This window comes from Pseudomonas sp. B21-031 (genome assembly GCF_024748985.1).
GTDB classification, from domain to species: domain Bacteria; phylum Pseudomonadota; class Gammaproteobacteria; order Pseudomonadales; family Pseudomonadaceae; genus Aquipseudomonas; species Aquipseudomonas kermanshahensis.
Window position 1 is genome coordinate 99357 of the sequence record NZ_CP087181.1, and the last position, 21000, is coordinate 120356.

General features: G+C 62.8%; 20 protein-coding genes. 13 read left to right on the forward strand and 7 right to left on the reverse strand.

The window, feature by feature from the left end; genetic code table 11:
- Positions 1 to 145 precede the first annotated feature (145 nt).
- The 7 genes from LOY53_RS00500 to LOY53_RS00530 all read left to right on the forward strand — a co-directional run bounded on the left by LOY53_RS00500 (position 146) and on the right by LOY53_RS00530 (position 7365).
- On the forward strand, positions 146 to 448 hold the full coding sequence (locus LOY53_RS00500; protein WP_252826351.1) for a cytochrome c5 family protein: 303 nt from the start codon (positions 146 to 148) through the stop codon (positions 446 to 448).
- A gap of 31 nt (positions 449 to 479) precedes the next feature.
- Positions 480 to 1097 (forward strand): cytochrome c, encoded by a 618-nt coding sequence (locus LOY53_RS00505; protein ID WP_099452557.1) that lies wholly within the window; start codon positions 480 to 482, stop codon positions 1095 to 1097.
- Positions 1098 to 1300: 203 nt separating this feature from the next.
- Positions 1301 to 1933, forward strand: a complete 633-nt coding sequence (gene dsbA / locus LOY53_RS00510) for a thiol:disulfide interchange protein DsbA (RefSeq protein ID WP_085272105.1) — start codon at positions 1301 to 1303, stop codon at positions 1931 to 1933.
- A gap of 11 nt (positions 1934 to 1944) precedes the next feature.
- A complete protein-coding gene (locus tag LOY53_RS00515) occupies positions 1945 to 2799 on the forward strand; it encodes an endonuclease/exonuclease/phosphatase family protein (protein WP_252826353.1) in 855 nt (284 codons plus the stop codon).
- Between the two features lie 27 nt (positions 2800 to 2826).
- Positions 2827 to 4770: a GGDEF domain-containing protein gene (locus tag LOY53_RS00520; protein WP_258703470.1), complete on the forward strand. Its 1944-nt coding sequence runs from the start codon at positions 2827 to 2829 to the stop codon at positions 4768 to 4770.
- A gap of 79 nt (positions 4771 to 4849) precedes the next feature.
- Positions 4850 to 5638 (forward strand): N-acetylmuramoyl-L-alanine amidase, encoded by a 789-nt coding sequence (locus LOY53_RS00525; RefSeq protein WP_027591969.1) that lies wholly within the window; start codon positions 4850 to 4852, stop codon positions 5636 to 5638.
- A 107-nt stretch (positions 5639 to 5745) separates the two neighbouring features.
- Entirely contained in the window at positions 5746 to 7365 is a 1620-nt protein-coding gene (locus tag LOY53_RS00530; RefSeq protein WP_099428015.1) for an EAL domain-containing protein, read from the forward strand.
- A gap of 15 nt (positions 7366 to 7380) precedes the next feature.
- Here the strand turns inward: LOY53_RS00530 and LOY53_RS00535 are convergent, their stop codons facing one another.
- Both LOY53_RS00535 and algB read right to left on the reverse strand, forming a co-directional pair.
- On the reverse strand, positions 7381 to 9159 hold the full coding sequence (locus LOY53_RS00535; RefSeq protein WP_258703471.1) for a KinB sensor domain-containing domain: 1779 nt from the start codon (positions 9157 to 9159) through the stop codon (positions 7381 to 7383).
- A complete protein-coding gene (gene algB / locus LOY53_RS00540) occupies positions 9156 to 10502 on the reverse strand; it encodes a sigma-54-dependent response regulator transcription factor AlgB (RefSeq protein ID WP_027591966.1) in 1347 nt (448 codons plus the stop codon). Before algB ends, LOY53_RS00535 begins: the two co-directional genes overlap by 4 nt.
- A 208-nt stretch (positions 10503 to 10710) precedes the next feature.
- Between algB and LOY53_RS00545 the strand changes: the two genes are divergently transcribed.
- The 6 genes from LOY53_RS00545 to LOY53_RS00570 all read left to right on the forward strand — a co-directional run bounded on the left by LOY53_RS00545 (position 10711) and on the right by LOY53_RS00570 (position 16249).
- Positions 10711 to 11532: a BON domain-containing protein gene (locus LOY53_RS00545; protein WP_252826359.1), complete on the forward strand. Its 822-nt coding sequence runs from the start codon at positions 10711 to 10713 to the stop codon at positions 11530 to 11532.
- A gap of 174 nt (positions 11533 to 11706) precedes the next feature.
- The gene (locus LOY53_RS00550; protein WP_252826360.1) at positions 11707 to 11997 is read left to right on the forward strand and encodes a hypothetical protein; all 291 of its coding nucleotides are present in this window, start codon (positions 11707 to 11709) and stop codon (positions 11995 to 11997) included.
- Positions 11998 to 12052: 55 nt separating this feature from the next.
- Positions 12053 to 12214: a DUF1328 domain-containing protein gene (locus LOY53_RS00555; RefSeq protein WP_003252966.1), complete on the forward strand. Its 162-nt coding sequence runs from the start codon at positions 12053 to 12055 to the stop codon at positions 12212 to 12214.
- Positions 12215 to 12216: 2 nt separating this feature from the next.
- Complete coding sequence (locus LOY53_RS00560; RefSeq protein ID WP_099452564.1) at positions 12217 to 12687, forward strand: inhibitor of vertebrate lysozyme family protein; 471 nt, start codon at positions 12217 to 12219, stop codon at positions 12685 to 12687.
- 763 nt (positions 12688 to 13450) lie between these two features.
- Positions 13451 to 14779, forward strand: coding sequence for a glutamate/aspartate:proton symporter GltP (gltP, locus tag LOY53_RS00565; RefSeq protein WP_027591962.1), 1329 nt, complete (start codon positions 13451 to 13453; stop codon positions 14777 to 14779).
- A gap of 240 nt (positions 14780 to 15019) precedes the next feature.
- On the forward strand, positions 15020 to 16249 hold the full coding sequence (locus LOY53_RS00570) for a nucleoside recognition domain-containing protein (protein WP_252826361.1): 1230 nt from the start codon (positions 15020 to 15022) through the stop codon (positions 16247 to 16249).
- Here LOY53_RS00570 and LOY53_RS00575 read toward each other — a convergent pair.
- The 5 genes from LOY53_RS00575 to LOY53_RS00595 form a co-directional block, all read right to left on the reverse strand.
- Positions 16231 to 16854 carry an ABC-type transport auxiliary lipoprotein family protein gene (locus tag LOY53_RS00575; protein WP_027591960.1) on the reverse strand — a complete coding sequence of 208 codons (624 nt, stop codon included), beginning with the start codon at positions 16852 to 16854 and terminating at the stop codon, positions 16231 to 16233. The genes LOY53_RS00570 and LOY53_RS00575 overlap by 19 nt on opposite strands.
- A complete protein-coding gene (locus LOY53_RS00580; protein ID WP_027591959.1) occupies positions 16851 to 17789 on the reverse strand; it encodes an MlaD family protein in 939 nt (312 codons plus the stop codon). The genes LOY53_RS00575 and LOY53_RS00580 overlap by 4 nt, the downstream gene beginning before the upstream one ends.
- Positions 17790 to 17792: 3 nt before the next feature.
- Entirely contained in the window at positions 17793 to 18584 is a 792-nt protein-coding gene (locus LOY53_RS00585; protein WP_027591958.1) for an ABC transporter ATP-binding protein, read from the reverse strand.
- The gene (locus LOY53_RS00590; RefSeq protein ID WP_258703472.1) at positions 18581 to 19714 is read right to left on the reverse strand and encodes an ABC transporter permease; all 1134 of its coding nucleotides are present in this window, start codon (positions 19712 to 19714) and stop codon (positions 18581 to 18583) included. Before LOY53_RS00590 ends, LOY53_RS00585 begins: the two co-directional genes overlap by 4 nt.
- Before the next feature lie 143 nt (positions 19715 to 19857).
- Positions 19858 to 20880: a DUF2914 domain-containing protein gene (locus LOY53_RS00595; protein ID WP_258703473.1), complete on the reverse strand. Its 1023-nt coding sequence runs from the start codon at positions 20878 to 20880 to the stop codon at positions 19858 to 19860.
- Positions 20881 to 21000 lie beyond the last annotated feature (120 nt).

The window sequence follows — 21000 nt, forward strand, 5'->3', positions numbered from 1 at the left end:
TCGTTTCCGTTTGGATGGCGGAAGTATATAATGCCCCAGTTTTTGTGTGCTCATTCTCCCAGCGAAGGAGAGCGAGCATGGGGTGTCGAACAATAGCTCGCGCATCAGAACGCAGCGCGGCCCCCAACCCTGAAGGTCGTTCCGCATGGCGAAATGGCTGCTTGCTGTCGGTATGTTCCTGCCGTTTTTCAGCGCACAGGCTACACAGGATCCCGAGGTGTTGTACAACCGCACGTGTGCGGCCTGTCACACCGGTCAGTTGCCACAGGCCCCCCAGCGGGGTGACTGGGCAGCATGGGAGCCAAGGCTGGCGCAAGGTGTGGATGTACTCGTGAGGCATGTGACCCAGGGTTTCAAGGCTATGCCGCCGCGTGGATTGTGCATGGACTGCAGTGCCGAGGACTACCGTTTGGTCATCCTTTGGATGAGCGGCAGTCCCGATACATAACATTTCACCCTTAGCCGTGTTGGATTAGCTGATGAACAAACTAGTCGTGAGTCTGCTGTTGACCATGGGTGTCGCAGGTGCGGCCATTGCTGCGGAACCTATCAAAGGCGATGCCGCCGCCGGCCAGGCCAAGACGGCCGTCTGTGGTGCCTGCCACAACCCCGACGGCAATAGCCTGGCACCGAACTTCCCGAAACTGGCAGGCCAGGGCCAGCGTTACCTCGAAAAACAACTGCACGATATCAAGTCCGGCAAGCGCACCGTGCTGGAGATGACGGGCATGCTGGCTGCCTTCAGTGACCAGGACCTGGCCGATATCGCGGCGTACTTTGCCAGCCAGAAAGGCAGCGTCGGGGCGGCCGACCCCAAGCTCGTCGAACGCGGCCGCGCCTTGTTCAATGGCGGCGACTTGGAAAAAGGCATGCCCGCCTGCACCGGCTGCCACTCGCCGAACGGCGCAGGTATCGCCTTGGCGGGCTTCCCGCACCTGGGCGGGCAGCACTCGCAATACGTGACCAAACAGCTGACCGAGTTCCGTGAAGGCGTGCGTACCAACGATGGCGATGCCATGACCATGCGTACCATCGCGGGCAAGCTGAGCAACCACGATATCGAAGCGTTGGCCAGCTACATCCAGGGCCTGCACTGAGGTAAATGGCGAGTTCTTCGCGGCCAAACCCGCGAAGAGGCTGGCGTATTAACATTCGGTTAATGTTGTAAGCCAAAGATGAAAGGGCGGCCGGACCGCCCTTTTTTACGTCCGCAGCCGTTACACTACAGAACTCGGGCCTGGCCCGGCCTGTCTCAACACAGGTCGCGTCGAGGCGACCCATGAATGCTCAGGAGTAAAGCATGCGTAAACTGATTCTCAGCGCTGCGCTGGTCGCCGCCAGCGTATTCGGTATGACCGCCGTACAGGCCGCCGAGCCTGTTGCCGGCAAGGAATATCTCGAGCTGAGCAACCCTGTTCCGGTTTCCGTGCCTGGCAAGATCGAAGTGGTCGAGCTGTTCTGGTACGGCTGCCCTCACTGCTACCACTTCGAGCCGGTAATCAACCCGTGGGCTGAAAAACTGCCGAAAGACGTCAACTTCAAGCGCGTACCGGCCATGTTCGGTGGCCCGTGGGACGCTCACGGCCAGATGTTCCTGACCCTCGAAGCCATGGGCGTCGAGCACAAGGTGCATGCCGCCGTCTTCGACGCCATCCAGAACCAGAAAAAGCGCCTGACCGACCCTCAGGACATGGCCGACTTCCTCGCCACCCAAGGCGTGGACAAGGACAAATTCCTCGCCACCTTCAACTCCTTCGCCATCAAAGGCCAGGTCAACCAGGCCAAGGAACTGGCGAAGAAGTACGAAATCACCGGCGTACCGAGCATGGTCGTCAACGGCAAGTACCGCTTCGACCTGGGCACTGCAGGCGGGCCAGAGGGCGTGCTGAATGTTGCCGACCAGCTGATCGCCAAGGAGCGCGCCGCTAAGTAAGCGGCGTACCCATGCCCCGCTTCCGAAGCACGCGTGGCATTGGCCTGCACCAGCCGCAGGTCAACGAACATCACCTGCAGGCGCCCGGCCTGCCAGAGGATGGGCGCCTGCGGCTGCTGAGTTTCAATATCCAGGTCGGCATCAGCACTGAGCGCTACCGGCATTACCTGACCCGCAGCTGGCAGCACCTGCTGCCGCACACCGGGCGTGCCGGCAACCTGCAAAAAATCGGCAAGCTGCTCAGTGACTTCGACCTGGTGGCCTTGCAGGAAGCTGATGGCGGCAGCCTGCGTTCAGGCTACATCAACCAGGTCGAACACCTGGCCCAACTGGGCGCCTTCCCTTACTGGTACCAGCAGCTCAACCGTAACCTCGGGCGCTTCGCCCAGCACAGCAACGGCGTGCTCAGCCGCCTCAAGCCGCAGCACCTTGAAGACCACCCCCTGCCCGGCCCGGCCGGCCGCGGTGCCATTCTGGTGCGCTTCGGCGAGGGTGAAGATGCGCTGATCGTGGTGATGATGCACCTGGCGCTTGGCGCCAAAACCCGCGCCCTGCAGCTTGGCTACATTCGCGAGCTGATTGGCGGCTACCGCCATCAGGTGTTGATGGGTGACATGAACACCCATGCCACCGACCTGCTGGAGCATTCCCCCCTGCGCGACCTGGGCCTAATCGCCCCGCAAGTCGAGGCCACCTTCCCCAGTTGGCGACCGCAGCGTTGCCTGGACCATATCCTGCTCAGCCCAAGCCTCACCCTAGAGCGCGTCGAGGTGTTGGCGCAGCCAATTTCCGATCACCTTCCCGTTGCCGTCGAGATTCGATTGCCTGATGCATTGACTGTGGATACGCTGCCGGTTTTGAGCTAATTGCCATCACCGTTTGCGGGCCCGGGCATGACTGACGACGCTGAGCGCTGGAAAGAGAAATACCTTAAGAGCATCGAGCAGCAAGAGAAGCTTGAACGCCGTTGGGACGCACGTCTCGACCTGTTGCGTCGTGGGCTGGTGCGCAGCACCCTGGCTGCCGAAGGCAGTGACAAGGTGGTGGACCAGTGCATGAAGGAAATGCGCGAGGTCATCCGCAGCGACAACATGGACGCTGGCCTTGCCGGGCTGATTCCGCGCCTGGAAAAAGCCGTGCTGGATTCCGAGCAACGCCGGGAAACCCGCATGAACCAGGTCAGCGATGCGCTGACAGCGCTGGTCACTCAGCTGCAAGGCTTGCCGCTGCCAAGCGACATTTCGCGGCCGCTGAAAAAACTGGCGAAGAAACTCGACGGCGGGGTTGCCCAGTCGCGTGAGCTGCCCCCGTTGCTGGGTGAACTGAGCGGCCTGCAAGGTCGCGCGCTGGATGCGTTGGGCAAGCCTGAAGAAGAGCGGCCAGGCTTTTTGCAGCGCTTGTTTGGTGGTCGTGACAGCGAGCAGCCCGACGACGCAGAGGTTGCACTGGCGACGGCGCCTGTTGCGGTAACGGTCGAGGCCGTGGCGCCGCCGGTTGCCGCCCCCGTTCAGCGCATTGCCGAAGACCCGCAGCCCGAGGATGTTGACGCACTGCTGCCCCTGGCACCCCCAGCACTCGCCGAGCCAGCCTTGGTCGCGGAGCTGGAAGGGCCGGCGCTGATCGAAACCGCAGACGTGCCGAACGCGCCACAACCCGAGCCTGTGCCGGATGAGGCGCCAGCGCCAGAGCCAGCCCTCAGCCAACCCACGCCAGAGGCCACACCGCCGCAGACGCTGGAAGAAACGTTCGGTGAAGATGGCCCCTATGCCCTGCCCTACGCGGTAGAGCCGCCCTACAGCCAAGTGGCCGCCCATATCGAGCAGACCCTGATCGGCCTGCTCGACGACCTCAGCCTGCCCGAGCGGCACAAGGCCCAGGCCCTGGAAATGCGCGAGCGGGTGGCGCGGGGGCTGAATTGGTACGAACTGATCCCGGTGCTCGACGACTTGGCGGTGCTGATGCTGGCGATCACCGACAGCGGCCAGCACGAATTCGAGACCTACCTGCAACAGCTCAACGAGCGCCTGGAAGGCTTCCAGAGCCACCTGCACGAAGCCAGTGCCGGGCATGCCGACAACAGCACCGCCGCCGAGGCGCTGGATACTCAGTTGCGCCAGCAGGTCGATGGGCTGCAGAGCAGTGTTAAGGGCGCCGCCGACGTGGACAGCCTCAAGCACATCCTGGATAACCGGCTCGAGGGCTTGCTGGTGACCATGGACGAGCACAAGCATGAACGTGATCGCCGCGAGCAGGAACTTGCCGGTCGCCTGCAAGGCCTGTCCGAGCGTGTGGCGAACATGGAGCACGAGGCGCTTGGCTATCGCGAGCACCTTGAAGAGCAGCGGCAAAAGGCCTTGCTCGACCCGCTGACCGGCCTGCCCAATCGCGCGGCCTGGAGCGAGCACCTGGAGCGCGAGATGCTCGACTGGCATGAAAACGGCGGCCACTTGGCCATGGCGATCCTCGACCTGGACCACTTCAAGCGCATCAACGACAACTATGGGCACCTGGCGGGTGACAAGGTGCTGAAGATCGTCGCTGACCAGCTGCGCAAGCGCCTGCGCGGGCGCGACTTCATCGCCCGCTTTGGCGGTGAGGAATTCGTCCTGCTGTTCCCGCAGACTTCACCCACCGCGGCCGCACAGATGGCTGAGCTACTGCGTGCGACCATCGAAGCCTGCCCGTTCCATTTCAAAGGCGAGCGTGTGGTGATCACCGCCTCTATTGGCTTGGGTGCATTCCGCTCCGGCGAGCGCGGTGACCAGGTGCTCAAGCGCGCCGACACCGCGCTGTACCGTGCCAAGGACTTGGGGCGCAACCGTGTCGAGCAGGGGTAAGGGGCGGCACTGACTCACGGCGAGCACAGGCCATTCAGAGCACGTTATACTGTAGCGCTTACACGCTGAGGCCGCCGACGTGCTTTCCACCGTTAAAAAAACACTGCTCACCTGCTTGCTGGTTGCTGTTGCGGGTTGCTCGACGGGCCTGCGCATCGACCGCAGCCACCCGTCGGCCAACCAGGACGAGCGCATCCAGTTTGTCGTCCTGCACTACACCAATGCCTCGCTCGAGCGCTCATTGGCGCTACTGACCCATGGCGAGGTCAGCAGCCACTACCTGATCGGCGATGGCCCGGCCACGGTCTATCAACTGGTGGATGAAAGCCGCCGCGCCTGGCATGCCGGTGACAGCCAATGGCAGGGGCGCACTTGGTTGAATTCGACCTCGATCGGTATCGAAATCGTCAACCCCGGGTTCACCGACACGCCGAATGGCCGAGTCTGGCACCCCTACAGCGAAGCTCAGGTTCAGGCCTTGATCGCGCTGCTCAAGGACATCGTCAAACGCAACAACATCGACCCCCGGCATATCGTTGGCCACAGCGATATCGCGCCGTTGCGCAAGCTCGACCCAGGCCCGTTGTTCCCGTGGAAGCGCCTGGCCGACGCGGGTATCGGTATCTGGCCGGAGCCTAACGCAGTGGCGCGGCAACAAGCCTTCTTCAGCGTCAACCCGCCGAGCGTGAGCTGGTACCAGCAGGAGTTGGCGCGGTTCGGCTATGCCATCGCGCAAACCGGTGAACTCGATGTGGCCACCCGGCATGTGATCGCGGCGTTCCAGATGCGCTTCCGCCCACAACGCTTCGATGGCATGCCCGATGCCCAGACGGCCGCCATGCTGCAAGTGCTCAACCGCATGCGTTGATGCAGGGGGAATGGGCTGCGCAGCAGCCCTTGACCCGTTAATCGCCCAACGGCGAGGATGATTCTCGATTCAGTTGCTATACCTTGGTAATCAACTGGATGCCCTTGATGTCAGCCCTCATCGCCACGCTGCGCCAAATTTTTTACCGTCCCTGGATGCTGGCCTCACTGGCAGCACTGGCCAGCGCCGCACTGTTGCTCACCGCCAGCATCGGTATTGCCCTGCAGCAGATGAAACAAAGCGAGAGCGAACAGATGAATGCGCAGGGCGAGCGCTTTCTCGATCGCCTCGAGCAGGTATTCGGCCAGCTTCGTGAAGGGGTCGACACCCTGCAGGCGCAGCCCTTGCGCGGCTGCAGCCCAGAGATGCTGGCGGCATTGCAGCAGGTGGGCCTGAGTTCGCGCTTCATTTATGAAGCCGCTTATGTCGATGCCCATGTGGCCTGCTCCAACCGGGGGGATGAACGGGCCTTCGAGCCACTGCGCGCGCCCGACATCAAGGGGCCGACCTACAGTTACTGGTTGAACACCACGATCGAGCCCGACGAAAACCTGGCGGCCCTGATGCTGGGGCGGGGCAATTTCGTGGTGTCCACGTCGCGTGGGCACCTGACCGATGTTGTCGACCTGCCGCCCGGTGGCAGCTTGGTGGTGGTGCTGGACAACGGTACCCGGGCCATCCCGGTACTAGGCCCGCCGCAGGTGTGGCCACCACCCTCGGCCTGGTCGGCCAGCCACAAGTCGCTGCTCGAATTGAGCGACCGCCTCATCTACCGCATGCCGACCAAATCGCCAGATTACCAATTGGTGCTGATTGCGCCACGCGCCAGCCTGCCTCTGCGCATGAACGGCATGCTCTGGCTGCTGTTCCCGGGCAGCGTGCTGGCCGCCTGCTGCATTGGCTGGCTGGTGTTGCAGCTGATTCTGCAGCGCCGCTCGATGAGCTCGGAGCTGCAGAACGCACTGCGCCGGGGCGAACTGCAGGTGCTTTACCAGCCGATCATCGAGCTCGACACACGGCGTTGTGTCGGTGCCGAGGCCCTGGTGCGCTGGCGCCGCCCGGACGGCACCTTGACCAGTCCGGACCTGTTCATTCCGTTGGCCGAAAATACCGGGCAGATCCGCCAGATCACTGACTTTGTCTTGCAGCGGGTGCTTGAGCAGTTGGGCCAGTTGCTGCGTTCGCACCGCAACCTGTACATCTCGGTAAACCTTGCGGCGTGCGATGTGATGGTCCCGCGCATTGGCCGGGTGGCGGCGCGGCTGTTGGCCTTGCATCGGGTGGCGGCCAGCCAGATCGCCTTCGAGGTGACCGAGCGCGGCCTGATCGACGTGGTGGTGGCGCGCGACAACCTGCAGGCCCTGCGTGCGGTGGGCCACCAAGTATTGATCGACGATTTTGGCACGGGTTATTGCAGCCTCGCCTACCTGCAGACGCTGCCCGTGGACTGCCTGAAGATCGACAAGGCCTTCATTGATGCCTTGGGGCACGACGCCGCCAGCAGCGGTGTGGCCCCGCACATCATTCGCATGGCCCACGACCTGCACCTGCGGGTGATTGCCGAAGGCATCGAATGCGAAGACCAGGCGGTGTTGCTCAACAGTGAAGGGGTCAATTACGGCCAGGGCTGGTTGTTCGCCCGGCCGTTGAACGCCCGTCAATTTGCCGAGCTGGTGACCCGCGGGTGGCGGGCGGTGCCGGCGCGGCGGGGTACCGATGAGTCTTGAGGGCAAACCCTGTCGTCAGACCGGCAGTGCCATGTAGAACTGAGTACCCTGCCCCGGCCGGGAAAACACGCCCATTCTGCCGCCGTGCAGTTGCACGATTTCTTTGCACAACGCCAGGCCAAGCCCCGCGCCACCTTTTTTACGCCCTACCTGCACAAAGGGCTCGAAGATGCGCCCTTGCTGCCCATAGGCGATGCCCTCGCCGTTGTCTTCGACACTTATGATCACCCGCTCCGCATGCCGCCTGGCGTGAAGCCGTATACGGCCGCCGCTGGGGGTATGGCGGACGGCGTTGTGCAGCAGGTTGTCCAGCACCCGGTCGAGCTGGGCGATGTCGGCCTGAATGCGTGGCAGCGGCAGTTCCAGCTCTTTGATCAATTCGATCTGCTTGTGCGCGGCCTGCTCGGTAAAACGTAGCTGCGCGCGTTCCAGCAGCTCATCGATGGCGCAGGGGGCGATGTCGAGCTTCTGCAAGCCGCTCTGGTAGCGGGAGAAATTGAGCAGGTCGTTGATCAGTTGGGTCAGCCGCTGCATTTCCTCGCCGATGGTTTCGAGCAGGTCGTACTCGCGCGCCTCGGGCGGGAACTTCACCCGCTCACGCAGCAGGCCGAACGCCATGTGCATGCCCGTGACCGGGGTGCGCAGCTCGTGCGAGGCACGCAGCACGAACTCGCTGCGTACGCGCTCGAAGGCCCGTTGCTCGGTGACATCGTGCAGCACCATTACCGCACCTAGGATCGGCCCCTGCGGGTGGCTGACCGGTGTCAGGCTGTAGGTCAGCAGGCGGGTTTCTTCATCGACGTCGATATTCAGGTCGTCGGGTGGGCGATCTAGGCTGCCACCGCGCAGCACCTGGCGTAGCTGTTGCTCCAGCTCCGGGCGTTGCAAGGCTTCGGCCAGGGTGTTGCCCAGGCGGCTGTCGCTCCAGCCCAGCTGGCGCTGCGCCACTGGGTTGAGGTGTTCCAGGCGGCCTTGGCGGTCAATGATCAGCAGGCCATCGTCGATGCTGTCGAGCACGGCCTGCAGGCGTTGCTGGCCGGCCAGCAGTTCATCGACGTTGGTTGCCTGGTGCTTGCGCAAGGCGTCGGCCATGAGCCCGAAGCGGCGGGTCAGTTGGTTCAGCTCGATCGCCTGGGTAACCGGCAGTGTCACGTCGAAGTCGCCCTTGCCGAGTTGATCGGCCGCCTTGGCCAAGGCCTCGATGGGTTGGCCGAAGCGTCGCGCGATGTTGTGCGCCGTGATGAAACCCAGCACCAGGATTACCAGGCCCATCAGGCCAAGGACGCCGCTGACCATCAAGGCGCGATCGCGGGTATGTTCCTCGCTGCGGGTAATGTGATCCAGCGCTTGCTTGTGGGCGTCGATGAGGTCGGTGCGCACTTGGTTGAAGGCAGCCCCCAGGGGCTGGTCCATACCCATGCTGCGCGCCGGTGCGGGGCTGTCGCGGTAGGCTTCGAGGAAGGTCTGGTAGTTGCTGCTGGCCTTGCTGAAGCCGGTGCGTTCGCCGCCTTGTTCAAGCCCTTGGTTGAGCAGGGACTGGAAGTTGTCTTGCAGCACTTGCAGGCTTTGCGGCGCGGTGTCCTCGTCAAGGATCAGGGTCAGCTGTTCGCCGAGGTTCTGCCGCAACTTCAGCCCCACTTCCAGGGCGTGGGTGGTGTCACGCACGAGCTGCTGTTGCACCGAGGCCATCTGCAGCACGCTCACCAGGCCCAGCATCAGGCCGAGCAAGGCCACCGTGACCAGCGCCGAAATGCTGAGGAAAAGCCGCGTGCGCAGCTTCATCTGCCACTTCATAGGTTGTACTGCTTACGTTTGCGATACAGGGTCGAGGCATCGATGCCCAGGGTTTTGGCGGCCTGGTCAAGGGTATCGCTGGCAGCCAGCACCGCGCCGATGTGGGCGCGCTCCAGTTCATCCAGGCTCAAGGCTGCGCCAACCCGTGGTGCGTTGCCGGCCGGTTGTTCGCCCATGCCCAGGTGGCTGATTTCGACACGCTCCTGCGGGCAGATGATGCTGGCGCGCTCGACCACGTTGCGCAGTTCACGGATGTTGCCTGGCCAGCGGTAGTTGAGCAGGGCTGCACGGGCTTCGTCGCTGAAGCCGCGGGCGGGCCGGGAGTATTCCTTGACGAAGCGGGCCAGAAAACGATCGGCCAGGGTCAGGATGTCTTCGCTGCGCTCGCGCAGGGGCGGCAGGTGCAAGGTGATCACGTTCAGGCGGTACAGCAGGTCTTCGCGGAAGCGGCTTTCGCGCACCATCTCCTCGAGGTTGAGGTTGGTGGCAGCCAGAATCCGCACATCGGCGCGTCGGGTGACCGGGTCACCCACGCGCTCGTACTCCTTGTCCTGGATAAAGCGCAGCAGCTTAGGCTGCAAGGTCAGTGGGAAATCACCGATTTCATCCAGGAACAGCGTGCCGCCGTCGGCCTGGCTGACCCGGCCAAGGGTGCTCTCGCTGGCACCGGTGAAGGCGCCGCGGGTATGGCCGAACAGCTCGCTTTCCATGAGCTCGGCATTCAGCGAGGGGCAGTTGATGGTGACGCAGGCTTTGCGCGCGCGCTTGCTCCAGCCATGAATGGCGCGGGCCAGCTCGCCCTTACCGGTGCCAGACTCGCCCAGGATGAGGATGTTGGCATCGGTGGTTGCAACCTGACGCGCCGTTTCCAGCACCACCATCATGGCCGGGCTGTGCGAGTCGAGGCCGTCCTTGGGTTTGCGCACCTCGCCTTCAAGGGCTTCGAGGCGTGCCGACAGTTGGCGCACTTCCAGCTGTTTGGCGGTGGCCAGGCGCAACTGGTCTGGGCTGCAGGGTTTGACCAGGTAATCGGCCGCCCCAGCCTGGATGGCATCCACTGCGGTGTCGATCGCCGAATGCGCGGTCACGATCACCACGCGCATCCAGGGGGCCTGGATGCGCATCTGCGCCAGTACATCCAGGCCGTTGTCCTCGCCCAGGCGCAGGTCGAGGAAGCACAAGTCGAACACCTGGCGTTGCAACAAGGTTTCGGCCTGGGCGGCACTGTTGGCGGTGGCCACGCTATAGCCTTCGTCTTCGAGGCAGTAGCGGAAGGTGCGCAGGATCGCGGACTCGTCATCCACCAGCAGAATGCGGCCTTGGTTGTCCTGGGCTGATTCCATTTCCTGCGCTCCTTAGGATAGATCTTCAATTAGTGTGGGAAAAATCGGGCAAGTTGCATGGTCAATTCTGAAGGATTCTGTCCTTTGCATGCTAGCCAATGGCCAAAGTAAGCCGAAAACCGCGATATCTCGATGATTTGCTTAGAGCTGTGCGCTGGCACATTGGTTGCGACTATTTTCTGTTTTTGCCAACAAAGGAGGCACAGCCATGCCCTTTTCTCCACGACTGGCCGTGTTGGCGGCCACCTTGCTGCCGGTATTGACCCCGGCATTCGCTGACCCTGTGCAGGACGCCCGCCTGGAGGGCTCGCTGCAAACCGCGTTATCGCTCAACCGCATGCTCAACCCGTTTCGCATCGATGTCGAGGTGGACGGCCAGCAGGCGCGGCTGTCCGGAGAAGTCGAGAACGACGTCGAACGCCAGTTGGCCGAGCATGTCGCCCTGGCTACCCGCGGCATCGAACAGGTCGACAATCAGTTGAAGGTCAATGCCCAACTGGTGGAGCGCCCGCTGGAACTGCGGGCTTATGCACAGCGGCTGGAAGATGCAACGTTAGCTGCCGTGATCAGGGCACGGCTGCTGTGGAGCCGCACGACCGAGAAAGCGCCTATCGAGGTGCAAAGCAGCGATGGCGTGGTGACGCTTCGCGGCAGGGTCGACAGCGCAGAGGCCAAGGAGCTGGCCGGGGTGGTGGCGCGGACCACCGACGGCGTGCACCTGGTCAACAACCTGGTCAGCCTGGACACCGCCGCCATGGCCAAGGCACGCGAGAACCCGGTGGGTGCACCGACCGGGCCGCAACCCAGCGATAGCTGGATCGTTGACAAGATCCAGAACAGCTTCCGTTTCAGCCGCAACCTCGATGGCCTGAACCTCAAGGTGGCCAGCCAAGAGGGCCTGGTGCGGCTGTCGGGAGAGGTGGTCAGCAGCGAGCAGAAAACCATCGCCGTGGAGATTGCCCGCCAGATCATCGGCGTGCGCGGTGTGGACGCCGACCTGCTCAAGGTCGCGACCAAGGTCGAGGGCTGATCGTGCAATTCGCACGACGCCAGGGACGGCATCGTGCAGGATACGTCCTTCGGTACAATGCGTGATTATCTTAAGTATATGATTTTAAAGGAGTTTTATTGAATTCAAAGGCTGGCATGCAGGCTGCAATTACCTGTTCAGGTTTGAACAACAATTACAGCAGGAGGAGCCGGCATGAACCGCCAATCCGTCAACCGCTCGCAGAACGCCGCACTGCCTTTGCGCCAGTTCCTGTTTCTCGGCATGGCGCTGCTGATGACTTTGGCCGCCGGCCTCTTCTACTACAGCTGGCAGACCGCGCGTCTGGCGGATCAAGTGGCGGCGCAGACCGCGCTGTTGACGCAGATTCAGGCAACCCGTGCCAGCACCCTGGTCAAGGCAGCCGACCCGCTGCCTTCGCGCCACGCCAGCGCCTCGCCGGCCACCGTAGAAACTGTCGTACCCCAGGATCGCTGGGTGTTCTGAGCCTGTCCTGGACGCCTAGGACCGGATTGATTTCAAAAAAGAAAGGAGAACCACCATGCTGAGTTGGGCTATCACTTTCCTCATCATCGCCATTGTCGCCGCCGTATTGGGCTTCGGTGGTATCGCTGGCGCCGCCACGGGTATCGCGAAGATCCTGTTCATCGTCTTCCTGGTCCTGTTCGTAGCCTCCTTCTTCTTTGGACGTGGTCGAGGTTGACGATGAGCAGGAAGCTTTGCACTGCCCTGGCTGCCGCCTTGTTGCTGGGCGGCAGCGCAGGGGCGATGGCGGCCAATGACGGCCAGGTCCGGGTCGACCAAGTGCTCGGCTCGGACCCTGAATACCGGGAAGCCTGGGAGGACGCGATCAAGGGCGAGGAACGGCTGCCCGATTGGGTAGTCAACCTCACCGGCAGTGCCCAGGAGCAGATGTCGGCAGTCACCGAGGACGGCGACCAGTACCTGGTCGGCCCCCTGTGCGAAACGGCGGACAACTGCACTTACAAACGCCTGATCGTGGCGTTCAGCTGGGACAAGGACGATGCCTACGGGATGCTCGTGGAGGTACCCGAAGGCTTGCCGAGCGACAAGTCGCCTACCCGTCATGCGCAGTACCGCTGGCTTGGCAAGCCGGATGACGGCATGAAGGCGATGTTGCGCGAGCAACTCAAGCGTGACCCGAAGTGGTACTGAGCTTTTAGCCAGCGCTGATGAACGGTAACGCACTGTCACGTAATAGAAGCTGAACCTTTTTATAGTTCAGGCTTCTATGATGCGCCGCCCCGAGGAGGGGCAGCACATGACCATGGGGCCGGGCTGTTCTGATTGTTGCAAGATCGGAGTGGCCTAGGGGTACAGGGAGTGCCTCCAGTATTGGGCCGGGTCAGGAAAGGCGGAATCGGAAGCCTCAGGTCGGGGGTGTCATCGGGGACACCACACCGACCTGACTTCCGAGGAGCCATCAACCCCTTCATCATTGTCATCAGTCGATGGCCCCTCTTGCGTGTTTTTGGCTTCGGGACACATTTTGTCTCGACCGTACATCACATTTTTTTCGCCCTCAATGCGGCCGCCGCAAGTGTCATTTCGGCCATTCGGATTGTCGAACAAGCCATACAACCCCTTCCTTATGTACTGCCATATCGGCCCAAAACTGGCGCTTTGGTCTTGTTCGGGTTTCCGAACGTTATAAATCAAGCACTTGCGACATGCCATTTTTAACGCAAACCATTATGCAGTATCGGCATGGGGTATGCGTTTCCGGCATTAGATTTCCCCCTTTCCCATCGCAATAGTTGCCGCCTTTTCGCTGGCCCGAGCGCCCTGTCGCTCGCTCGCGGTGTCCTTACATGAGGTCGCCGGACGGAAGCTTTTTCGCTCACCGTGACGTTGCCAACGGCTCTGTTACGCGCGTTTTCGTTCGGCGCCCATGACCACTAGAACAAAGGGTAAAGACATGAAGAAGGCAAAACTGAGCCTCGCCTGGCAGATCGTTATCGGTCTGGTCCTGGGCGTTGCAATCGGCGCGCTACTGAATCATTTCAGTGCGGAAAAGGCATGGTGGATCAGCAACGTCCTCCAGCCCGCTGGTGACATCTTCATTCGCCTGATCAAGATGATCGTCGTCCCGATCGTGATTTCGTCGCTGATCGTGGGCATCGCCGGAGTTGGCGACGCGAAGAAACTGGGCAGCATCGGCCTCAAGACCATCATCTACTTCGAAGTGGTGACCACCATCGCCATCGTCGTCGGTCTGGTGTTGGCCAACCTGTTCCACCCGGGCGCCGGCATCGACATGAGCACCCTGGGTACCGTGGACATCTCCAAGTACCAGGCCACCGCGGCCGAAGTGCAGCATGAGCACGCGTTCATCGAAACCCTGCTGAACCTGATCCCGTCGAACATCTTCGCAGCGCTGATGCGTGGCGAAATGCTGCCGATCATCTTCTTCTCGGTAATGTTCGGCCTGGGCCTGTCGAGCCTGCAGGCCGAACTGCGCGACCCGCTGGTGCGTACCTTCCAGGCTGTGTCGGAGACCATGTTCAAGGTCACCCACATGATCATGAACTACGCCCCGATCGGCGTATTCGCCCTGATCGCCGTCACCGTCGCCAACTTCGGCTTCAGCTCGCTGCTGCCGCTGGCCAAGCTGGTGTTGCTGGTGTACTTCGCCATCGCCTTCTTCGCCTTCATGGTGCTGGGCCTGGTGGCGCGCGTGTTCGGCTTCTCGGTGATCAAGATCATGCGCATCATGAAAGATGAGCTGATCCTGGCCTACTCCACCTCCAGCTCCGAAACCGTGCTGCCACGGGTGATCGAGAAGATGGAGAAGTACGGTGCGCCGAAGTCGATCTGCTCGTTCGTGGTACCGACTGGCTACTCGTTCAACCTCGATGGTTCGACCCTGTACCAGAGCATCGCGGCAATCTTCATTGCCCAGCTGTACGGCATCGACCTGTCGTGGAGCCAGCAGCTGTTGCTGGTCCTGACCCTGATGGTCACCTCCAAAGGCATCGCCGGTGTACCGGGCGTATCCTTCGTGGTACTGCTGGCGACCCTGGGCAGCGTGGGCATCCCGCTGGAAGGCCTGGCCTTCATCGCCGGTGTCGACCGCATCATGGACATGGCCCGTACCGCACTGAACGTGGTCGGCAACGCCCTGGCCGCGCTGGTTATCGCACGCTGGGAAGGCATGTACGACGCTGCCAAGGGCGAGCAGTACTACGCCTCGCTGATGGCCGACAAGCAGGAAGCTGCAGTGGTTGGCCAGACCGCCAAACGCTGAAGCTGATGCGTTGAGCAAAAAGCCCCGACTTGTCGGGGCTTTTTGTTATCTGTTGTAAAGCACACCGACTGTAGGAGCAGCCTTGTGCTGCGAAGAGGCCGGGACCAGCGCTGAAAACAGGACAGTTGTCACCGGCCTCTTCGCAGCGCAAGGCTGCTCCTACAGGGGGCGGTCTACGTTTGGCGCTAATGAACAGCTCGATACGCTATCATTCGGGCATTTTTCACAGGGGATACACGGATGCTCAACGGCCTTTGGCTCGGCTTTTTTCTGGTGGCGGCCGTGTCCGCCCTGGCCCAATGGCTGATCGGCGGTAACGCCGGCATCTTCGCGGCGATGGTCGAAAGTATCTTTGCCATGGCCAAGCTGTCGGTGGAGGTGATGGTCCTGCTGTTCGGCACCCTGACCCTGTGGCTGGGCTTTCTGAAAATCGCCGAGAAGGCCGGCATCGTCGAGTGGCTGGCCAAGGTGCTTGGCCCGCTGTTCGCCAGGCTGATGCCAGAAGTACCCAAGGGCCACCCTGCCCTGGGCCTGATCACCATGAACTTCGCCGCCAATGGCCTGGGCCTGGACAACGCGGCCACGCCGATCGGCCTGAAGGCCATGCGGGCGCTGCAGGAGCTGAACCCCAGCAGCACCACCGCGAGCAACGCGCAGATCCTGTTCCTGGTGCTTAACGCCTCGTCGCTGACCCTGTTGCCGGTGACCATCTTCATGTACCGCGCGCAACAAGGCGCGGCCGACCCGACGATGGTGTTCCTGCCGATCCTGCTGGCCACCAGCGTGTCGACCCTGGTCGGCCTGCTGTCGGTGGCCGTCATGCAGCGCCTGCGTCTGTGGGACCCGGTGGTACTGGCTTATCTGATCCCCGGTGCGCTGCTGTTGGGCTGCTTCATGGCCTTTCTCGGTACCTTGTCGGCGGCCGCGCTGTCGAGCCTGTCGTCGATCCTGGGCAACCTCACGCTGTTTGGCGTGATCATGCTGTTTCTGCTGATCGGTGCGCTGAAGCGGGTCAAGGTGTACGAAGCCTTTGTCGAAGGGGCCAAGGAGGGCTTCGACGTGGCCAAGAACCTGCTGCCTTACCTGGTGGCCATGCTGGTGGCGGTGGGTGTGCTGCGCGCCTCGGGCGCCCTGGAGCTGGCGCTGGATGGCATTCGCCATGCGGTGAACTGGATGGGCCTGGATACGCGCTTCGTCGAAGGCCTGCCCACCGCCCTGGTCAAGCCGTTTTCCGGTAGCGCCGCGCGGGCGATGCTGATCGAGACCATGCAGACGCAAGGCGTGGACAGCTTCCCGGCACTGGTTGCAGCGACCATCCAGGGCAGCACCGAGACCACGTTCTATGTGCTGGCGGTGTACTTCGGTGCGGTGGGCATCCAGCGGGTGCGCCACGCGGTCGGTTGCGCACTGCTGGCGGAGTTCTCCGGGGTGGTCGCGGCGATCTTCGTCTGCTACTGGTTCTTCGGCTGAGCCTGCGCGGCCTGGGCGACTGTCCAGGCCACCACCTGCCCTGCCAGCTGGTCGCTGGCCGCGCCGAAGCCTGCGACCACCGCCGCGACCTGCTTGTCGGCCAACGGCCGGCGGATTTCGAACCGTTTGCTGGCCAGGATGCGCTGGCTACGGCCCTGGACCAGCCGCGCATCGTAACGAATCACCACCTCCACTGCCCCGTCCGGGCGGTACTCGCTCTGAAACGCCTGCAGCTCGCCGGCCAGCTCGTAGTCGGCCTGCAGGTTGCTGTCGTCGGCGCTCAGGCGCTGCACCTGGCCGTCACGTTGGAACCCGTCGAGCAGGCGGTTGCGTAACAGCACCGGCACAGCGTCGCTCCAGCGTGCGCCCTTGTAGCTGCTGACCACGTCGCCTTGGGGAATCACCGTGATCCGGGGGCCGGCCAGCACTTCGCTGGCCAGCGGTTTGTTCAGCCGCAGTGACCAGTCCAGCGGCGTGGCAACGCGGCTTGGCTGGTTTACGGGCAGGCGATAGAGGTCCACAGGTTCGCTTGGCGGCAGGATCGAGCAGGCACTGGCCAGGCTCATAGCGGCCGCCAGGGCCAACAGGCGCAGCGAAGGTTTCATGGCTGGAACTCCTTGTTGTTGTCGCGTCCGAGCAGGTAGCCGCTCGGGTCGGCCTCCAGTTGCCGGGAAATGCCCTTCAGTGCGTTGAGGGTCTCGCGCAGCTCGCGGATTGCGGGGGTTAGCTGGTTCAGACCCTGGGCACCGTCGCCAATGGCCTCACTGTTGTTCTTGAGCAGCTGGTTGATGGTTGCCGTGCTGTCGGCCAGCGACTGCATGGCCTGCCCTGCATTGCCGATGGCTTGCTTGCCTTCGCTGCCGAGCAAGCCGTTGGCATTGCGCATCAGTGCCTGGGTTTCGGCCAGGGTGGCGCTGGCCTGTTTGCCAACCTGCACCAGTTGCTCGATGGCCTGGGCAATGCCGCCATTCTGGCCGGCGAAGGCACTGGTGGTCTTGTCGAGGTTGGCCAGGGTGCTGCTGAGGTGGCCAATGTTGTCGTCTGAGAACATCTGGTTGGCGTTGTGCAGCAGCAGGTTGATGTTGGTCACCAGGTCGCTGCTGTCGTTGAGCAGGCGTGAGATTGGCGAAGGCGACGCGATGATCACGGGCAACTTGCCGTCCTTGCCCTTGAGCTCTGGGCTGTGGGGCGTGCCGCCGCTGAGCTGGATGAACGAGTTGCCGGTGACCCCGGCCAGGGTCAGCTTGGCCTGGGTGTCCTCCTTGACCGGTGTGTCACCGCTCAGCCGTACGCGGGCGAGCACGCGGCGCGGGTCTTTGGGGTCCAGGCGCAGGGTCGAGACGTCGCCGACCTTGATGCCGTTGTACTGCACCGGGCTACCCCGGGACAGGCCCGAGACGGCTTCGTTGAACACCACTTCGTAATCCTTGAAGGCATCGTCGACACTGGACTTGGTCAGCCACAGGCCGAACAGCATGGCACCGGCCACCACCAGGACGGTGACCAGGCCAATGAGGACATGATGTGCTCGGGTTTCCATCGTTCAGCGCTCCTGCCTCGGGCGGGCGGCGGCCTGTTCGGCTGCACGCCCGCGGGGGCCGTGAAAGTATTCTTGAATCCAGGGGTCGTTGGCTTGCTCGACCTCGGCCAGGGGGCCGGCCACCAGCACTTTCTTCTGCGACAGCACCGCGATGCGGTCGGTGATGGTGTAGAGGGTGTCCAGGTCGTGGGTGATGAGGAACACCGAGAGGCCCAGTGCGTCGCGCAGGGTCAGGATCAACTGGTCGAACGCGGCGGCGCCGATCGGGTCGAGGCCCGCGGTGGGTTCATCGAGGAACAGGATGTCCGGGTCCAGGGCCAAGGCGCGTGCCAGCGCTGCGCGCTTGATCATGCCGCCGGACAGCGAGGCCGGGTATTTGTCGGCGGCCGAAATCGGCAGCCCGGCCAGGGCCAGCTTGACCCCGGCCAGGTGCTCGGCATCCGCGCGGGACAAGCCAGCGTGCTCGATCAGCGGCAAGGCGACGTTTTCGGTGATGGTCAGCGACGAGAACAGCGCACCCTTCTGGAACAGCACGCCAAAGCGCCGCTCGACCAACGAGCGCTGCTCTTCACGTAGCTCGGCCAGGTCCTGGCCGAATACCTTGATCTGCCCTTCGTTGGGCCGGCGCAGGCCAATGATGCTGCGCAGCAGCACCGATTTACCGCTACCCGAGCCGCCGACCACGGCTAGGATCTCGCCCCGGTACAGGTCCAGGTCGAGGTTTTCATGCACGCTCTGGCTGCCGAAGCGGTTACAGATGCCCCGAGCCTCGATGACTGTTTCCCGCCCGCTCACCAGCCCATCTCCATGAAGAACAGTGCCGCCACCGCATCCAGCACGATGACCACGAAAATCGACTGCACCACTGCCGAGGTGGTGTGTGCCCCCACGGATTCTGCGCTGCCACTGACCTTGAAGCCTTCAAGGCAGCCGATGGCAGCGATCAGGAAGGCGAAAAACGGCGCCTTGGCCAGGCCGACGAGGAAGTGCTGCACACCGATGTCAGTCTGCAGCAGCGACAGGAACATGGCCGGTGAGATGTCCAGCGACAGTGCGCAGACCACCGCGCCGCCGACGATGCCACAGATCATCGCGAGGAAGGTCAGCAGCGGCAACGAGATCAGCAGGGCCAACGCCCGGGGCACGACCAGCAGCTCCATCGGGTTCAGGCCCAGGGTGCGGATGGCGTCGATTTCTTCGTTGGCCTTCATCGAGCCGATCTGCGCGGTGAAGGCACTGGCTGTGCGGCCGGCCATGAGGATGGCGGTCAATAGCACAGCGAATTCACGCAGGAACGAGAACGCCACCAGGTCGACGGTAAAGATGGTCGCGCCGAAGGCAGCCAGCACCGTGGCGCCGAGAAACGCCACCACCGCACCTACCAGGAAGGTCAGCAAGGCCACGATGGGGGCGGCGTCCAGGCCAGTCTGCTCGATGTGAGCGACCACCGGGGTAAGCCGCCAGCGGTGCGGCTGGAAGGCCCTTCGCAGCAGGGTTTCCAGAATCAGGCCGACGAAGCCGAGCAATTGCCGGGTGTCTTGCCATAGGGTATTGACGGCACGGCCGATGCGCTCCAGCAGCAACAGCAGCACCGGGCGTTCTGCTTCCTTGACCGGGATGCAGTAGTCCTGGACGGAACAGTAGACGTTCTTCAGCAGGGCGCGGCTGGCGTCGGGCAGGCTGTCGGTGCAATGGGACAGGCGCTCGGAACCGAGCAGTTCGGCCAGCAGCGAGGCGCCGGCGGTGTCGAGGCGGCCCAGTTGGCTGAGGTCGGCAACGGTGTCGCTGCTGCATTGCGTGCGCAACTGGTCGCTTTCGCGCTTGAGGCTGGCGTAGTGGGCCAGGGTCCAATCACCGGTAATGCGCAGGCAGGTGGGGTGTTGATTGGTGTCCAGGGTGGCACTGGGGGGGGTCATAGGCTCCATGCAACTGACTCGGCGCTAAGGCTTAGGGGCTGATCATAGCGCAGAGGGCATGGGCTGGTTTGTTGATTATGTGCTGAGTGGGGGCGCTTGGGGCCGCTTTGCGGCCCATCGCAGCGGTTCAGCGCCCCGACAAGCCCCAACCATCACTTCGCCGCAGTGTCGTCGACCACCTTGAAGCGCAGCACACCAATCACCTGCCCGTCTTCGGTCAGCACCCTCACCTGCCATTTGCCCACCGGGTTAGGCGGGAAGTTCTGCTTGTGGGTCCAGGCGCGGTAGCCTTCCTTGCGCCCACCGTGGATATCCAGGGCAATACGGTCGACTTCGGTACCGTCCTTTTGCCACACGTGATAGATCCGCTCGTTCAGGCCCCGTGGTGCGTTGATCGAGGTGTACGCATACAACCCGCTGCTCTTGATGCGGCTGGCAGCGATCTCCTCCAGCGACTCGCCGGGCTGGCGGTTGAGCACTTCGGTACTGACGGCCACTTCGGTCATCCACAGCGTCGCCGGTGGTACCCAGGAGCGGAGCAACCAGCCTCCGGCCCCTACCGACAGCGTCACCAGCACCAGGGCCACGCCGCGCCGCCAGGTATTCACCGGGAAGCTGCTGGCCAGGCTGGGGAACGACAGGGCCATGGCGATGATCAGCGCCAGCTTGAAGCTCTGGGCGGTGGTCAGGTGCAAAATGATGGGCAGCGCGGTCAGCAATGCTGCGAACAACGTCAGGGTGTGCAGCGCGAGGAACAGCCAGCGTCGTGGGGCCAGCCACTTGTAGTACAGCGGGTCGACGATCGAAATCAGCCCGGCAGCGCCCAGCAAGCCGGTGAACACCAGTTGGCCGCTGTTCCAGGTGGTGGTGATGAAGAAGAACGGCAGGACGAAGAACAGGGTTTCCTGGTGGATCATCTGCGTCGCGTAGCGCAGCAAGGGCTGCGGGATTTCGCGGTTGAAGGTGCGGGCGAACAGGCCGGTAAGGGTGTTTTCCAGCATCAGCCAGACCCAGCTGACCAGCATCAGGACGGCTACCCAGCTGGCAAGGCCGGCCTGGCGGTCGACCAGGATGAAGCTGCCGATGCCAGAGAGGAACCCCCCAAGCGCAATGATGCCGGGGTAGCGTTTAAGCAGTTCGATGACGCGCTGGACGAAGCGGGGAATTGGGGGCATGGGTCTACAACAGGAGAGATAGGGTGGCTGTGCCGGGCGCTTCGCAGGCAAGCCCGTTCCCACAGGGGCAATGTCTACCGCTGTGGGAGCGGGCCCGCGAACAGGCCGGTACTGGCTAAA

Coding starts and splice junctions, on each gene's coding strand:
- LOY53_RS00560 (WP_099452564.1), top strand. CDS start 12,217: ATGAGCAGGAAGCTTTGCACTGCCCTGGCTGCCGCCTTGTTGCTGGGC.
- LOY53_RS00520 (WP_258703470.1), top strand. CDS start 2,827: ATGACTGACGACGCTGAGCGCTGGAAAGAGAAATACCTTAAGAGCATC.
- LOY53_RS00535 (WP_258703471.1), bottom strand. CDS start 9,159: ATGAAGTGGCAGATGAAGCTGCGCACGCGGCTTTTCCTCAGCATTTCG.
- LOY53_RS00500 (WP_252826351.1), top strand. CDS start 146: ATGGCGAAATGGCTGCTTGCTGTCGGTATGTTCCTGCCGTTTTTCAGC.
- LOY53_RS00515 (WP_252826353.1), top strand. CDS start 1,945: ATGCCCCGCTTCCGAAGCACGCGTGGCATTGGCCTGCACCAGCCGCAG.
- LOY53_RS00545 (WP_252826359.1), top strand. CDS start 10,711: ATGCCCTTTTCTCCACGACTGGCCGTGTTGGCGGCCACCTTGCTGCCG.
- LOY53_RS00580 (WP_027591959.1), bottom strand. CDS start 17,789: ATGGAAACCCGAGCACATCATGTCCTCATTGGCCTGGTCACCGTCCTG.
- dsbA (WP_085272105.1), top strand. CDS start 1,301: ATGCGTAAACTGATTCTCAGCGCTGCGCTGGTCGCCGCCAGCGTATTC.
- LOY53_RS00555 (WP_003252966.1), top strand. CDS start 12,053: ATGCTGAGTTGGGCTATCACTTTCCTCATCATCGCCATTGTCGCCGCC.
- LOY53_RS00530 (WP_099428015.1), top strand. CDS start 5,746: ATGTCAGCCCTCATCGCCACGCTGCGCCAAATTTTTTACCGTCCCTGG.
- gltP (WP_027591962.1), top strand. CDS start 13,451: ATGAAGAAGGCAAAACTGAGCCTCGCCTGGCAGATCGTTATCGGTCTG.
- LOY53_RS00595 (WP_258703473.1), bottom strand. CDS start 20,880: ATGCCCCCAATTCCCCGCTTCGTCCAGCGCGTCATCGAACTGCTTAAA.
- algB (WP_027591966.1), bottom strand. CDS start 10,502: ATGGAATCAGCCCAGGACAACCAAGGCCGCATTCTGCTGGTGGATGAC.
- LOY53_RS00570 (WP_252826361.1), top strand. CDS start 15,020: ATGCTCAACGGCCTTTGGCTCGGCTTTTTTCTGGTGGCGGCCGTGTCC.
- LOY53_RS00505 (WP_099452557.1), top strand. CDS start 480: ATGAACAAACTAGTCGTGAGTCTGCTGTTGACCATGGGTGTCGCAGGT.
- LOY53_RS00550 (WP_252826360.1), top strand. CDS start 11,707: ATGAACCGCCAATCCGTCAACCGCTCGCAGAACGCCGCACTGCCTTTG.
- LOY53_RS00575 (WP_027591960.1), bottom strand. CDS start 16,854: ATGAAACCTTCGCTGCGCCTGTTGGCCCTGGCGGCCGCTATGAGCCTG.
- LOY53_RS00590 (WP_258703472.1), bottom strand. CDS start 19,714: ATGGAGCCTATGACCCCCCCCAGTGCCACCCTGGACACCAATCAACAC.